Raw genomic sequence first — 15253 nt, 5'->3', positions numbered from 1 at the left:
AACTATGAATAATATTAAAAATTTTTTTAAATGAAATTTATAGACTCTTAGTTATTTAGATAAAGTTAAAGACTTTGAAATCTTTTTAGCTAAGGGTCTATTTTTTTATATAAATATTAATCTTTCCTAGTATTAGGAAATTACTTAAGGAGAAGAAAAATAATATTAATGTATAATTAAATTAAAAAAATAGGCTTTCATTTTTAATAAGTAAGAATTTATGTATTTAAATATTTTATAAAATATTAAATTATTAATATATGAAAGTTTAAAAATAATGGGGGATAAAAACATTAATTTAATTAATAAATGCTTTTATTTTTATAACTTTTTAATAATGAAAGAGGGGATATGGTGCTAAATAAAAGACAGGAAAAAATTATTATAGTTATGCAAGAAAGCAAAGATTGGGTCGTAGGAAGAGAATTAGCTAATTTAATGGGGGTATCAGATAGGACTATTAGAAGTGATATTGTAAAAATTAATAAGTTTTATGAAGATATATTAATTGAATCTAATTTAAAATATGGATACAGAATTAATAAGGACAAAATAAAAAGCTTAAATATTGAATTAACTGAAATAATTCCACAAACTCCAGAGGAAAGATGTATTTATATTTTACAAGAATTATTATTTGAAAAAAATGAAATAAATATAATATTTTTACAAGATAAAGTATTTATTTCAGAATACTCTATTGATAATGATATTAAAAAGATAAAAAGGATGATTGAACCCTATAGTAGTTTAAAAATTATAAAAAGTAAAAATTATATAAAATTAGTTGGGAAAGAGGAGGAAAAAAGAAAATTATATAAAGATTTATTAACAAGTGAGACAAAAGGGAATTTTTTAAATTTAAATAAGATAGCTTCTTTATATAAAGATTTTGATTTAATCGAAGTTAAAGACATATTAGAGGATACATTTAAAGAATACAATTATCATATTAGAGAACTTGCCTTTCCTATGCTTATGATTCATATAGGAATTGCTATAGAACGTATTATAAAACATAACTATATTAAGACAGATAGGAATACAGAAGAGTTACAAAATAGTATAGAATATAAAATTGCACAAGTATTTTTTAAAAAAGTAGCAGAAAATATAAGAATTGAAATAGTAGAAGATGAAATAGTTTTATTAGCATTATTATTATTAGGCAAAAAAAGTGCTAACTATACAAATGACGTAGTGAAAGATCAAACTAATTATTCAGTTTCAGATTTAGTAGAAGAGACCCTTTTGGATATTAAAAAGATATTTAATGTTGATTTTACTTCTGATAATGATCTTAAGATAGGTTTAGAAATGCATATTATGTCATTATTAGAACGTCAAATTAAGAATATTGAAATTGATAATATGTATTTACAGGAGATAAAACGTAAATATCCATTAATATTTGAAATGGCAGTTAGAGTATGCAAATTATTAGAGGAAAAAATACATATTAATATAAAAGAAAATGAGATTGCTTTTATTGCACTACACTTAGGAGCAGCTTACGAAAGAGCAAATTTAACATGTAAATATAAGGTTATTATGATATACCCTAATACTCAGGCATTATCTAATTTATGTTTACAAAAAATTCTTAACAGGTTTGGAGATCGAATAGATATTATAGAAAGCATGAATTTTTTTGAAGAGTCAGTTATCTTAAGGTTAAAACCAGACTTAATTTTAACAACACTTCCATTAAAACATAGTTTAGATATTTTAACATTGCAAATTTCTTTATTTGTAGATTATGAAGATGAAAGTAGGATTTTTCAAGCTTTAAATAATTTAGATAGATTAAGATGTAGAGAAGATTTTAAACTTCTAATATTAAAGTTAGTAAAGGAGGAGTTTTTCTATACACATGTTAATGTAAAAAGTTCTTTTGATCTTATTACAAGAATGTGTGATAACTTATATAAAAAAGGATATGTAAAGAAAGATTTTAAAAGTAGTGTATTACAGAGAGAGAAAATGTCGGCAACATCTTTTGCCTATGGTTTTGCCATTCCACACAGTTTTAATGGACAAATTTCAAATAAATCTTCTTTAAGTATTGCAATATTAGATAATCCAATTAAATGGGGAGATTTTGATGTAAGATTTGTAATTTTATTTGCTGTTAAAGAGGAAGATCATAGGATTTTAAGGGTATTTTTTGATTGGTTAAGTAATGTAATTTCTAATTCTAGTAAATTTGCAAGTTTATTAGAAGTAAAAAATTATAAGGAATTTATAAATCAAGTTTTAAAGTAAAGGAGAAGTTATGAAAAGAAAAAGAATTAATATAAAAGAAATTTCAATCTCTAATACTATTATTCCTGTTTGGAAACGTTTTATTGCATATATGTTAGATTGGTATATAGGAAGTATGTTTATTTCATTACCAATGGTTATGATTTATATGAAAACAACAAATAGTGAAGATTTAAATGTTAATTTATTTCAATATCCTGAAAAATATGCATTGTTAGCTGGGCTTTTAGGATTAATATTTGCATTTTTTTATTATGTTATAGTTCCCTTAATAATTTGGAAGGGACAAACCTTAGGAAAGCATTTATGCCATTTTAAAATAGTAAAGGAAAATGGAGAGGATATAGATTTTAAGGATTTATTTTTAAGACAAGTTATTGGAATTTTTTTGATAGAAGGATCGTTAATATCAGCTAGTAACTTGTTTCATCAAATTTTATCTATAATAACTAATATAAATTTAGTTACTCCTCTAATGTATATTGGTATTCCTATAAGTATTTTATCATCAGTATTTGTATTATTTAAAAAAGATCATAAAGCAATTCATGAATTAATTGCTAAAACTAATCTTAAAGAAGTTTAGATTATTTCCTAAGAGTAGGAAGAAAGATTAAGTTTAATAACTAATTTTAAAATATATAATGTATATAACAGCTAGGAGGAGATATTATGGGAGAATTAGAACTAATCTGTTTTCAAATTATTTCAGCATCAGGTATGGCTAGAAGTAGTTATATTGAAGCTATTCAAAAATCTAAGGATGGTAATTTTAATGATGCAAAGAAAAGTATAAAAGAAGGAGAAAATTTTTTTAGAGAAGGGCATAATGCACATTCTAAATTAATTCAACAAGAGACAAGTGGGAAAGGATGTATTCCTAATCTATTATTATTACATGCAGAGGATCAATTAATGGCGGCTGAAACATGTAAGATTTTAGCTAATGAATTAATTGATGCCTATAAACGTATAGTTACCTTAGAAAGTAAATAAAAATTAAATTTTATTATTATAAAATAATTTATAAATAATTAAATGAGGGGAGAGTTTAAGATGAAAAAAATTTATTTATTTTGTAGTGCTGGTATGTCTACAAGTATGTTAGCAAGTAAAATGCAATCAGTTGCTGATGAACATTCATTACCAATTGAGGTAAAGGCTTACCCACATGATAGATTAGGAGAAATTATCGAATCACTTCATCCAGATTGTATTTTGCTTGGACCACAAGTAAAGTATTTATATGAAAAGACAGTTAATGATTTTGGAAAAGATGGCATTCCTATTGCAGTAATTGATTCTGGTGATTATGGCATGATGAATGGAGAAAAAGTTTTAAAAACTGCTATAAAATTAATTAAATCTGCAAAAAAATAAACTTTTAGTAAACGTTATCAAAATTGCTTATTATTAAGGAAAGAGGGAGTAATATGATTAAATGGTTAGAAAAAGTCTTAATGCCATTAGCAGAAGCTATAGGAAAAAATAAGTATTTAATTGCAGTGCGTGATGGATTCTTAGTATCAACACCACTACTAATTGTAGGGTCATTATTTCTATTAGTTGCCAATTTTCCAATTCCTGCATGGACTAAATGGTTGGAATCTGTTGAGATTAATGGATCTACATTATCTTCTTATTTAGGAAAACCAGCTGATGCTACATTTTCAATTATGGCAGTATTTGCTGTAATAGGTATAGGATATTCATTTGCAAAACAGATGAAAACAAATCCTATTTTTGGAGCTGCTGTATCTGTTATGGCTTGGTTTTTAGTTATGCCTTATGGCGTAAGTGGCAAAGTTGCTATTGAAGGACTTGCTGATAAAGTTCCAGTATTTTTAGGGGCTGGACTTCCACTTGGATGGTTAGGTGCAAAAGGGATTTTTGTTGGTATTATTTGTGCTTTTCTATCTGTACATATTTATGCATTTGTTGAACGTAAAGGATGGGTAATTAAAATGCCTTCAGGTGTTCCACCAACAGTAGTACAATCCTTTGCAGCTTTAATTCCAGCTGGAATTGTAATGATTATATTTTTCTTAATTAATTTAATCTTTGGTTTCTTTGGAACTAATGTATTCTCAATTATATTTAAATTCTTACAATTACCATTGATGAATTTAGGTGATACATTAGGAGCTATGGTTACCGCTTATATTTTCTTACATCTATTCTGGTTCTTTGGAGTAAATGGAGGATCAGTAGTAGGTGCTGTATTTAATCCTATACTTCAAACATTAACTGCTGAAAATCTAGAGTTTTTTAAAAGTGGAGTTGGACAAGGTCATATAATCTGCCAACAATTTCAAGATCTATTTGCTACATTTGGTGGATGTGGTTCTACATTATCACTTTTAATAGCTATGTTATTATTCTGCAAATCAAAACGCATTACAGAGCTTGGAAAGTTATCTTTAGTTCCTGGAATATTTGGAATTAATGAACCAATTGTATTTGGATTACCTATAGTATTAAATCCAACTATTTTAATTCCGTTTATATTAGTTCCAACAATTAATATTGTAGTCTCATATTTTGCTATGAAATTAGGATTAGTTCCTATTTGTAATGGAGTAAATATTCCGTGGACAACTCCAATTATTATTTCGGGATTTTTAGCTACTAACTGGGTAGGAGCTTTACTTCAAGGGGGACTATTGGTTTTAGGAGTATTTATTTATACACCATTTATTAAAATAATGGATAAACAATATTTAGAAGATGAAGCTAAAGTAAATAATTCTAAAGATGATGATGACTTAGATTTAGATGATTTATCTTTTGATGATTTATAGGAGATGATTAAAAATGTCAATTAAGATAATAATGATATATGATCAAATTCAAGCTGGAGCCGGCACAAAAGATGATAGAATGGTTCCTCTTAGTGCTAAAAAGGAGCCCTTAGGTCCATCAATTATGATGGAGCCATTTTTAAAAAAAATAGACGGAAAAGTAATCGCTTGTCTTTATTGTGGTAATGGAACTTACTTAGCTAATCCAGATGAGGTTTCTAGAAAGTTTTGTGCTATGGTAAACAAAGTAAAACCAGATATAGTAATCTGTGGACCTGCTTTTAATTATGTAGATTATGGGAAAATGGCTGCCAGAGTAGCTTATGATATTAATAGAACAACAAATGTTCCAGCTTTTGCAGCCATGTCTTCTGAAAATGAAGAAACAATTAATGAGTATAAGGACAAACTGAATATTGTAATAACTCCTAAAAAAGGAGGAGTAGGTTTAAATGATGCATTAGATAATATGTGTCAATTAGCTAAGCTTTTAGTTAATAAAGAGGACATAAGGAATTTAACAAACAAAGTTTGCTTTAAATAATAAATACAAGTTTTATATACCACATCTATGAACAATGGAGGGAATATTAATGAGAAGATTAGGAATTTCAGTTTATCCAGGACATAGTGATATGAATGATATATTAAATTATATTAATCTTGCGGCAAAGTATGGATTTAAAAGAATTTTTACTTGTTTAATATCTGTAGAAGGAAAGCCAGTAGATGAAATTATAAAAGAATTTAAAATTATGGTTGATGAAGCAAATAAAAATAATATGGAGGTTATAGCCGATTTAGAACCTAATATTTTTAAAAAGTTAGGTGCTACAATAGAAAATCTTTCATTATTTAAAGATATGGGATTAAGTGGTATAAGATTAGACTTAGGTTTCTCAGGCAATGAAGAGTCTATAATGTCTTTTAATAAACAAAACTTAAATATTGAACTTAATATGAGTAATGGAAGTAAGTATATAGATAATATAATTTCTTATAAACCTAATTTAAGTAATATATATGGATGTCATAATTTTTATCCACATAAGTATACAGGACTTTCATATGATCACTTTATAAAGTGCAGTAAACAGTTTAAACAGTTTGGAATTAACACAGCAGCCTTTATTAATTCTAAAAGTGCTAAAATTGGTCCATGGCCTGTATCAGAAGGACTATGCACGTTAGAAATGCATAGAGATATGTCAATTGGTGTTCAGGCTAAGCATTTATTTGCTACTGGATTAATTGATGATGTAATAATTGGCAATGCCTTTGCATCGGAAGAAGAATTAAAAGAATTAAGTAGTATTAATAAAGATATGATAGAATTTTCTATTGAACTTGAAGAAGGAATTCCAGAACTTCAGAAGAATATAATATTAAATGAGTTTCATTTTAATAGAGGTGATTGTTCAGATTATGTTATAAGATCTAGTAATTCAAGAATTAAATATAAAGGTGAAAAGTTTCCGCCTTTTAATACAGTGGATATAAAAAGAGGAGATATAATAATTGATTCAGATTTATATACAAGATATGCAGGGGAATTGCAAATTGCAAGAAAAGATATGAAAAATAGTGGAAAAGTAAACGTTGTTGGAAAGATTTTAAAAGAAGAGGAATTTTTAATTGATTATATTGACCCTTGGAGTAAATTTGGATTTAAACTAAAAAAATAATAATATAGATTTTTTATAAAAACTAAATTTTATTAATTATATATAGTAAATTGGCAATTAGTTAAAGTGTATTAATGATTTGGCATAAAATAAGTCTTCCTAAAAAGGACTTTTTCAAAAAGTGAAAAAGTCCTTTTTAATAATATGATTAAAAGGTAAATGAATTTTATAATAACTTAAAATATATATTTTAAGTTATTATAAAATTTAATATTTAAAATTTTAATATGAAATTTACTAAAGGATAAATACAAATTTTACAAGAATATTTATAGTATTTTAGATATAAAGGGGGAAGTTAATATGTATGGAATGATTGCAACTTGGCGTATGGCTGTAGAAGGAATAGCTAAAGGTAGAGATATATTAAAAAATGGTGGATCAGCAGGAGATGCTATTGAATGTGCAATAAAGGAAGTGGAGGATTTTCCATATTATAAATCAGTAGGATATGGAGGATTACCAAATGAAGAAATGGAAGTGGAATTAGATGCTGCATATATGGATGGAACTACATTTGACATTGGGGCAGTAGCTGCAATTAAAGACTTTGCAAATCCTATTAGTATAGCAAGGAGATTAAGTAAGGAAAAGGTAAATAATTTATTGGTAGGAGAAGGTGCCGAAAAGTTTGCTCACAAAGAAGGTTTTGAGCGTAAAAATATGCTTACAGAACGTGCAAAAATACATTATCATAATAGAATTAAAGAGATTACAGAGAGAGAAATAACACCTTATAGTGGACATGATACCGTTGGAATGGTATGTCTTGATGAAAATGGTAATATGACAGCAGCAACATCAACTAGTGGTTTATTTATGAAAAGAAAAGGAAGAGTTGGAGATTCACCTATTTCAGGATCAGGATTTTATGTAGATTCTACAGTTGGAGGGGCTAGTGCAACAGGTCTTGGAGAAGATTTGATGAAGGGATGTATTTCTTATGAAATAGTTCGTTTAATGAAAAATGGGCATCATCCACAAGAGGCTTGTGAAATTGCAGTAAATGAACTAAATGATGAACTTAAAAAAAGAAGAGGAAGAGCTGGAGATATATCTTTAGTTGCTATGAATAACAAAGGTCAATGGGGTGTTGCTACTAATATTGAAGGTTTTTCTTTTGCTATAACGACTGAGAATGAAGAGCCTACAGTCTATTTAACTAAAAATATAAATGGAAAATGTATTCATGAAATAGCTAGTGAAGAATGGTTAGATAATTATATAAAAACAAGAACTGCTCCATTAGTAAGAAGGTAAGTGTGAAGATGAATGATGTGGTTTTACAAAAAATAGATGAATTAAAAGAAGATATTATAGAAGACATCATAGAAGTAGTTAAAATTGATAGTGTAGAAAGTGAAGCTGAAAATGGAATGCCTTTTGGAAGAGGTGTTAATAATTGTTTAGTTAAGGTGCTAGAGATTGCACATAAATTAGGATTTAAAACAAAGAATTTAGATGGATATATAGGATATGCTGAATTAGGAGAAGGAAAGGATTATATTGGAGTAATAGGGCATTTAGATGTGGTGCCAGTAGGAGATGGATGGAGAGAGCCACCTTTTAGTGGATTTATTAAAGATGACAAAATATATTCAAGAGGAATTCTAGATAATAAAGGACCAATCATGACTTGCTTATACGCTTTATATGCGTGTAAAAAATGTAATATTAAATTTAATACACCAATACGTATTATATTTGGAACTAATGAAGAAACAGGAATGAAAGATGTTGAATATTATTTAAGGCATGAAAGGCCGCCAATTATGGGTTGGACTCCAGATTGTAAGTATCCTGTTGTTTATGGTGAAAGAGGAAGAGCTAATTTAAAAATATTAGCAGATAAAAAAGATATAGGAGAATTTTTTCAATTTATAACTAAATACTTTCTTCAAAGCAAAGATGATGGGGAAGTTTTAGGTATAAATTATTGTGATGAAGAGTTTGGCAAAATGCAAATACGTAACTTTGCATTAAATACTGAAAATCATAAGTGTGCATTTAATTTTACTTTAAGTTATCCAGCAGTTACAACCATATTAAAAATCATAACAAAGATAAAATTAAAAATGCCAAAATCTTTAGATTTAGAGTTATTAAATAACTATGATCCAGTAAAATTTGATAAAAATTGTTTCTTAGTAAAAAAACTTAAGGAAGCTTATGAGGAGGTTACAGGTCTTGATGGGGAACCAGTAACTACTACAGGAGGAACTTATGCTAAGATAATGCCTAATATAGTTCCATTTGGTCCAAGTTTTCCAGGTCAAAAGGGTATAGGACATAATCCAAATGAGTGGATGAATATTAAAGACATTATTTTAAACACAAAAATTTATGCATTAAGTTTTATAAAATTAGGAGAAGATTATGAATAAAGTAGTAGAAGTATGTTGTGGAAGTTATTATGATTGTGTACAAGCTTATAAGGGAAGAGCAGATAGAGTAGAGTTAAATAGTGCTTTATATATGGGAGGATTAACTCCTACTGTTGGAAGTCTTATTTTAACAAAGAAAAATACAGATTTAAAGGTTATTTGTATGATAAGACCTAGAGGTGCTGGATTTTGTTATAGCAAAGAAGATTATGAAACAATGATGTTAGATACAAAACTTATGATGGAAAACAATGCAGACGGAATTGCATTTGGATGTTTAGATAAAGATGGAGATATAAATATTCCACAAACAAAAGAAATTATTAATATAGTTAAATCTTATGGGAAAGAAAAAGAAGTAGTATTTCATAGGGCATTTGATTGCGTTAAAAATCCTTATAAAGCTATTGAAACTTTAATTAGTTTAGGGATAGATCGTGTTCTTACAAGTGGATTAAAAGAAAAAGCTATTCATGGAGTAGAATTACTAAAAGAGTTACAAGAAAAATATGGACAACAAATTGAAATTCTAGCAGGTAGTGGAATGAATGCTGAAAATGCAAAAAAACTTATGGAGGACACTGGTGTTAATCAAATACACAGTTCATGTAAGGTGTGGTTAAAAGATTATACAACTACTAAAAATAATGTTAGTTATGCCTATAGCAAAGATGAATATGGGTATGATGTTGTAGATGTAGATTTAGTTAAACAATTAGTAAATAGTGTAAAAGAATAAAAATTATAAATATAATATAAAAGGTGTTAAAACAAGATATGGTTAATAATGTATAGGGAAAATATATAATATTTATTAAAGAGGCTGTTGCAGTAAGGGATTTACATACAATATATTATTTTTTTGATTTTAAATTAATATATTGTAGTACTTATTTTTAATGCAACAGCTCTTTTAGAATTATAAATTAAAAAGAATTATAATATTTAAGCTATATAGGTAGAATATATGATTTACTTTAATAGCATCATTTATTTATATTTAAAACTTTTAGAGTTATATAATAATATTAGATTTTTTTAATGATAATTTTAATACTCTATATAATAATATTCCTAAAATAGTATTTGCAATAGAGGATGGAACTATTATAGAGAAGAATGTTATAAAAAATGGTATATTAAATCCAGCTAGAAACATTCCACTAATCAAGAATATAGAGCCTGAAATTAAAGTTCCTAAAGTAGTAGTTAATAAGAAACAAGTGAATTTATTAATTTTATTTTTTAGTATATATATAAATAGAAACATTATATTAGCAGTTAGAAATTTATCTATAATATTTGGAATTTGCCCTAAAGGAAAAGTAGTAGTTAGAGCAGCAAATATTCCAGAGATAATTCCTGCTAAAAAAGCTGATTTATAATCTTTATTTATTATTAATATAATAAAAAGAAATATAAGTGTAGTATCTGGTTTAATTCCTAAAAATAATGGAGGCATTATTTGATTTATTAATAATCCAATGGATAAAAATAAAGATGTTAATAGCATTTTTTTTGTATTCATATTGAAAATCTCCTTTTAAAACATAATTTTATTAAAAATAGTCATAATTTAATAAGCCATATAAAGATTAAAATTTTTATTATATGGGTAAAAAATCTATAAAATCAATGCTTTAAAATACGTATTTTAAGACAAATAAAAAAACCGTCCTATAAATTTATAGGACGGATATAATCCGCGGTACCACCTAGATTGCATATAAAATATGCCTCTTTTTTCAGATACAAATATATCCTATCTACTGTAACGTGTAGCTTACGATCTTAACTACTATCTTTAAAAAGAGTTCATCTAATACCTCAAAGGGCCATTCATTAATATCAAACTTATTAGGATCTCACCACCCCTAATTCTCTTTGAAGTTATTACTATTAATTACTATTCCTTATCAATGGTTTAAATTATTAACTTAATATTATTATAGTGTATTTATTATAAAATGTGAAGGAAAAAACAATAAAGTCTAAATTTTTTTCTTTTGTATACCTTTAAATGATTTAAAAGTTTTAATTGAGAAAAAATTTGCATAATTTTATAATTACGTTAAAATTATTGTATAAAGTGTATAGAAATTAGCTTTTTATTATATATTTTTGGAGGAATAAATATGAAATTAATAGTTACAGATTTAGATGGAACACTTCTAAATGATGAAAAAGTGGTAAGCGAAGAAAATAGTAGAGCTTTAAAAAGAGCTATAGATAATGGATTTTCTGTGGCAATTGCTTCAGGTAGAGGATATAGTGATATAAAAAATATTGCAGATTCAATAAAAATTAATCCATATATAATTAGTTCTAATGGTGGATATGTATATGATAAAGATGGAAAAATAATAAAAGGACAAGCTTTTGATAAAAATATAGCCAAAGACTTAGTAAACTTTTGTAAAAATAAAACTTACTTTATTCATTTAGCTAATGAAAGATACTTATATGTTGAAAAAAATTGGCGCGAGAAAGTAAAAAAAAATTATAATCAGGCTATTAAAAAAGGTTATGATATAAAAAAGGAAGATTTAGAAATGGTTTTAAAAATCTTTAATAAGATGGAAGTTCTTAAAGAAATAGATAGTTTTGATGAAATATTTGAAGGGAATATAGAATTATCTTATGGTTCAGTTTTTTCTTTTAATTTAAAAGAACTTAAAGATTCTATTGAATATATGAAGAAGTATTCTCATAAAGTTTCTTGTCCACTTTCAGGAAAATGTAATTATGAAATAATAAATAAAGATGCAACTAAAGGCCATTCATTAGATATTTTATGTGATTATTTAAAAATAAATCCTAAGGAAACAATAGCTTTTGGAGATAATTTTAATGATATAACAATGCTTAAAAAAGCTGGACTAGGTGTTGCTATGGGAAATGCAGAGAATGAAATAAAAGAAATTGCTGATATAGTAACAGAAAAAAATAATAATCATGGAGTAGCCGAAGCTATTAATAATTTATTAGATTCATTAGAAGAAATAGCAGTTACTAAAAATAGTTAAATATTTTATAAAGTAGAATGTTTTTAAATTAATAGTGAAATAAGCTTAGATTATAAAATATTATTAATTGTATTGAAAATAAAGCTTTATATAGTATTAAGTAAAAAATAATTAGGATATAAAAACATTGTTTGATTTTAAATTTAGCGAGGTTTTTTATATTAAAAATAATATAGAACTTTTCATTCATACTTGAATAAATTAATAATAGGATAAATTATTAGGAGATAGTGTTGTGAATAATATACTTATTAGTAAAGAAATAAATACTATTTTCTTTGATGCAGGTAATGTTTTATTTTCACGAAAGCTTAGTAATAAAGGTTATAGAAAAAAGTTAGAAGATTATCTTAAGAGTAAAGGGTATAATAATAAAAATATTGAATTAGCACTAAAAAATGCAAAAAAGTTTTCTAAAAAACATTTGTTATTAAATACTTTAACTACTTTAGAAGAAGAAAAAATATATAAATATAAGTATTTGAAAGTTTTAGCTCAATCACTAAGTGAAGAGGATGATGAATTAATAGATGATATAATGAATAACATATTTGATTTAAATATTTATAAACTTTATGATGAGGTAATATATGTATTAGATGAGTGTAAAAAAAGAAATTATAAATTAGGGGTAATATCTAATGCAAAGCCCAGTATTTTATTAGTATTTGATAACTTAGATATAAGAAAGTATTTTGATGTGATTATTATTTCATCAATAGTAAGAGAAGAAAAACCTTATGAAGAAATATATTTAAAGGCATTAAAAGAAATTAATTCTAAAGCAGAAGAGTGTCTATTTATAGATGATAATAAAAGAAATGTAGAGGGTGCTATAAGATGCGGAATGAAGGCAGTAAGACTTGATAGAAAAAAACAGGATTTAAAAACATTATTACAAATATAATAAAAGGAGAATAAGCTTAATAAAGCTTTATTCTCTTTTTTTCTTTCATATATTTTATAAAATTATCTCTACATAAACAATGCTTTTCACAATTACAAAAATGATTACTATTTATTTGTTTTATAAGGGTAGACTTAGTTTCTTTAAAAGTAGAATTAATTATTTCTAATGGTCTATATATAATACTTATAATTAATAAAATTATCATAAATATACATAAAATTAAAAAATCATTAGATTTAAAATTACTTATTACAAGTATTGTAGATAAAAATAGTAAGATCATAAAAGAAGTGGTTACATAAAAGGTTCTCTGTTTTTTTCTATCTATTAAAATAATAGTTTCTGTTAATTTTTTTGAAGGGTAGGAAAGATTTTTATAAAAATTTTGTTTTTTTAAATCATCCAAATTAATATATCCTCCTTAAAATTTATTTCTTTATAAAATATGAGTAATGTTATTAAAAATATTACTTAGTATAGATAATTAATTTTAAAATAGATTATTTATATTAAAAAAATCAAAAGAAAATAACATAATAAAAGTATTATTCTTTTTTGGTATAATTTAAAGGAAACTTTTACTGTAAAAGCAGAAAAAATAATAATTAAATTTAATATTTAATAGGTAATAAATGTTTGTGTTAAAGTTAAAAAAAGTGTAAAATAAAGATAAATTTAATATGAATATTAGTAATAATTTATATAAATTAAGTATAAAGGGGGATGAACTAACCTATGAAAAGTGATCTTAGGCTTTACTATAAAAATCAGGTTGAATTAGGATATGCTTTACGTGATTTTATAGATGATTATTTTGAAAATAAGGTTTTAGATGAAGAATTAGAGGAGAAAATTATTTCGGTGGTAGAAGCGAATAAAGATAAATTTTATAAATATGATGATATTGCACAAAAGCCGAAGCAAATTTTAGGCAAAACCAGATTAAATGTACTTAAACAGATATTGAGCAAAAGGGGAGGAAAGGAAAATGAAGAAAATAGCCATACTAAACAATAAGGGTGGAGTTGGAAAAAGTACTGTAGCAGTTCAATTATCACATGGTTTAGCAAAATTAGGATTTAAAATTATACTAATAGATTTAGATGGTCAAAATGATTCAAGTCTTTTCCTTGGAATTAATGAGAGTGATTATAATAAAACCTTTTACGATCTTATAGATAAAAGATCTGACATAAATATAAAAGATTGTATAATTAATGCAAGAGAAAATTTAGATTTACTTCCTAATGATCATATAGAAGAGATAAATGCTGAATTCTATAGAGAATCAAGAATAGATTTAGTTTTGCAAGAAAAGTTAGAAGGCCTTGAAGATCTTGGATATGATTATGTAATTATAGATTGTGGCCCTCAGAGAACAAGAATAAACGATGCAGTTTTATGTTATGTTGATCATATAGTAATGCCAGTACAAGTTGAAGCCGCTTCTGTAAGAGCTTGTGGAAGTATTTATGAATATTTATCAGATCTTAGATTATCACCAGATAAGATAACTCTTATAATACCTAATATGTATGATAAAAGAACAAAAGATGCAAAAGAAAATTTAGATTTTTTAATTGAATTCTTTAGTGATAAAAGTGATATAGTAACACCGCCTATAAATAGAAGAATAAAAATAACAGAGGCTGGTAAGATGGGAAAAACAGTTTTTGAATATGATGAGGAAGCATCTAATCAATTCTTTAAGGTATTAGAAAGGCTGGTGAAGAACATTGGCTAATAAGGGGAAAGGTGATTTAAACTATAATTTTGAGATGCTAAAAGAGCAGATGAAGAAAAAAAGAGAGATTGCTGAAAGTATATCAAAAAATGAAGAAGAAAAAGAAATTCATGATATTTCAGAAGCTTTATTGGATAAAGGAAAACAAGAGGTAAATACTGAAGATAAAATAATAGAAAATGAAAAAGAATTATCACCTATATTTCATGTGAAAGAAGAAAAACAAGAAGAACAAAATGTTTCTGGAAAAATAGTAATAAAAAAAGTTGTTAAGCCAGAAGCACCTAAAAGAATAACTTATTATTTAAAACCAGAAACAATAAAAAAAATAGATAAGTTTTCAAAAATGGCAGGTATGGGTAAATCTGAATTTGTTCAAAAGATTTTAGAAGAGGCTTTAAACAATCTTGAAATAGAGAAATAAATTTAAAAGGAATG

General features: G+C 25.8%; 17 protein-coding genes and 1 other annotated feature. Of the genes, 15 read left to right on the top strand and 2 right to left on the bottom strand.

Annotated features, from left to right (window positions below):
* Nucleotides 1-351: 351 nt before the first annotated feature.
* The 10 genes from BUA70_RS10870 (at nucleotide 352) to BUA70_RS10825 (ending at nucleotide 9874) form a co-directional block, all read left to right on the top strand.
* A complete protein-coding gene (locus BUA70_RS10870; RefSeq protein WP_083573523.1) occupies nucleotides 352-2265 on the top strand; it encodes a BglG family transcription antiterminator in 1914 nt (637 codons plus the stop codon).
* A gap of 10 nt (nucleotides 2266-2275) precedes the next feature.
* Nucleotides 2276-2851 carry an RDD family protein gene (locus tag BUA70_RS10865; RefSeq protein WP_072897242.1) on the top strand — a complete coding sequence of 192 codons (576 nt, stop codon included), beginning with the start codon at nucleotides 2276-2278 and terminating at the stop codon, nucleotides 2849-2851.
* Nucleotides 2852-2937: 86 nt separating this feature from the next.
* Nucleotides 2938-3261, top strand: a complete 324-nt coding sequence (locus BUA70_RS10860) for a PTS sugar transporter subunit IIA (RefSeq protein WP_072897241.1) — start codon at nucleotides 2938-2940, stop codon at nucleotides 3259-3261.
* Between the two features lie 60 nt (nucleotides 3262-3321).
* Nucleotides 3322-3645: a PTS sugar transporter subunit IIB gene (locus tag BUA70_RS10855; protein WP_072897240.1), complete on the top strand. Its 324-nt coding sequence runs from the start codon at nucleotides 3322-3324 to the stop codon at nucleotides 3643-3645.
* A 53-nt stretch (nucleotides 3646-3698) separates the two neighbouring features.
* Complete coding sequence (locus tag BUA70_RS10850; protein WP_072897239.1) at nucleotides 3699-5066, top strand: PTS sugar transporter subunit IIC; 1368 nt, start codon at nucleotides 3699-3701, stop codon at nucleotides 5064-5066.
* Between the two features lie 13 nt (nucleotides 5067-5079).
* Nucleotides 5080-5610, top strand: a complete 531-nt coding sequence (locus BUA70_RS10845) for a GrdB-related putative oxidoreductase (RefSeq protein ID WP_341457278.1) — start codon at nucleotides 5080-5082, stop codon at nucleotides 5608-5610.
* A gap of 49 nt (nucleotides 5611-5659) precedes the next feature.
* Entirely contained in the window at nucleotides 5660-6751 is a 1092-nt protein-coding gene (locus tag BUA70_RS10840) for a DUF871 domain-containing protein (protein WP_072897238.1), read from the top strand.
* 303 nt (nucleotides 6752-7054) lie between these two features.
* Nucleotides 7055-8011 carry a glycosylasparaginase gene (locus tag BUA70_RS10835; RefSeq protein ID WP_072897237.1) on the top strand — a complete coding sequence of 319 codons (957 nt, stop codon included), beginning with the start codon at nucleotides 7055-7057 and terminating at the stop codon, nucleotides 8009-8011.
* A gap of 8 nt (nucleotides 8012-8019) precedes the next feature.
* A complete protein-coding gene (locus tag BUA70_RS10830) occupies nucleotides 8020-9135 on the top strand; it encodes a Sapep family Mn(2+)-dependent dipeptidase (RefSeq protein WP_072897245.1) in 1116 nt (371 codons plus the stop codon).
* A complete protein-coding gene (locus BUA70_RS10825; protein ID WP_072897235.1) occupies nucleotides 9128-9874 on the top strand; it encodes a copper homeostasis protein CutC in 747 nt (248 codons plus the stop codon). Before BUA70_RS10830 ends, BUA70_RS10825 begins: the two co-directional genes overlap by 8 nt.
* Nucleotides 9875-10150: 276 nt before the next feature.
* Here the strand turns inward: BUA70_RS10825 and BUA70_RS10820 are convergent, their stop codons facing one another.
* Nucleotides 10151-10663, bottom strand: a complete 513-nt coding sequence (locus BUA70_RS10820) for a tryptophan transporter (RefSeq protein WP_072897233.1) — start codon at nucleotides 10661-10663, stop codon at nucleotides 10151-10153.
* Nucleotides 10664-10820: 157 nt separating this feature from the next.
* Nucleotides 10821-11064, bottom strand: a binding site (T-box leader).
* A 206-nt stretch (nucleotides 11065-11270) separates the two neighbouring features.
* Between BUA70_RS10820 and BUA70_RS10815 the strand changes: the two genes are divergently transcribed.
* Both BUA70_RS10815 and BUA70_RS10810 read left to right on the top strand, forming a co-directional pair.
* Nucleotides 11271-12161: a Cof-type HAD-IIB family hydrolase gene (locus BUA70_RS10815; RefSeq protein WP_072897231.1), complete on the top strand. Its 891-nt coding sequence runs from the start codon at nucleotides 11271-11273 to the stop codon at nucleotides 12159-12161.
* A gap of 235 nt (nucleotides 12162-12396) precedes the next feature.
* Nucleotides 12397-13068: an HAD family hydrolase gene (locus tag BUA70_RS10810; protein WP_083573522.1), complete on the top strand. Its 672-nt coding sequence runs from the start codon at nucleotides 12397-12399 to the stop codon at nucleotides 13066-13068.
* Nucleotides 13069-13084: 16 nt separating this feature from the next.
* On the opposite strand, the gene BUA70_RS10805 is transcribed toward BUA70_RS10810, so the two are convergent.
* Nucleotides 13085-13477, bottom strand: coding sequence for a hypothetical protein (locus tag BUA70_RS10805; RefSeq protein WP_072897229.1), 393 nt, complete (start codon nucleotides 13475-13477; stop codon nucleotides 13085-13087).
* A 329-nt stretch (nucleotides 13478-13806) separates the two neighbouring features.
* Between BUA70_RS10805 and BUA70_RS10800 the strand changes: the two genes are divergently transcribed.
* From BUA70_RS10800 to BUA70_RS10790, 3 genes are read left to right on the top strand one after another with little or no spacing between them, the layout of a single operon-like run.
* Nucleotides 13807-14088, top strand: coding sequence for a TIGR04540 family protein (locus BUA70_RS10800; RefSeq protein WP_072897227.1), 282 nt, complete (start codon nucleotides 13807-13809; stop codon nucleotides 14086-14088).
* Entirely contained in the window at nucleotides 14060-14815 is a 756-nt protein-coding gene (locus tag BUA70_RS10795) for a ParA family protein (RefSeq protein WP_072897225.1), read from the top strand. Before BUA70_RS10800 ends, BUA70_RS10795 begins: the two co-directional genes overlap by 29 nt.
* Complete coding sequence (locus BUA70_RS10790) at nucleotides 14808-15239, top strand: hypothetical protein (RefSeq protein ID WP_242977360.1); 432 nt, start codon at nucleotides 14808-14810, stop codon at nucleotides 15237-15239. The genes BUA70_RS10795 and BUA70_RS10790 overlap by 8 nt, the downstream gene beginning before the upstream one ends.
* Nucleotides 15240-15253: the final 14 nt, after the last annotated feature.

This window comes from Clostridium fallax (assembly GCF_900129365.1).
GTDB lineage: Bacteria > Bacillota > Clostridia > Clostridiales > Clostridiaceae > Clostridium_AH > Clostridium_AH fallax.
Note: the sequence above shows the minus strand (reverse complement) of the source record. Positions and strands in the feature narration are given on the sequence as shown.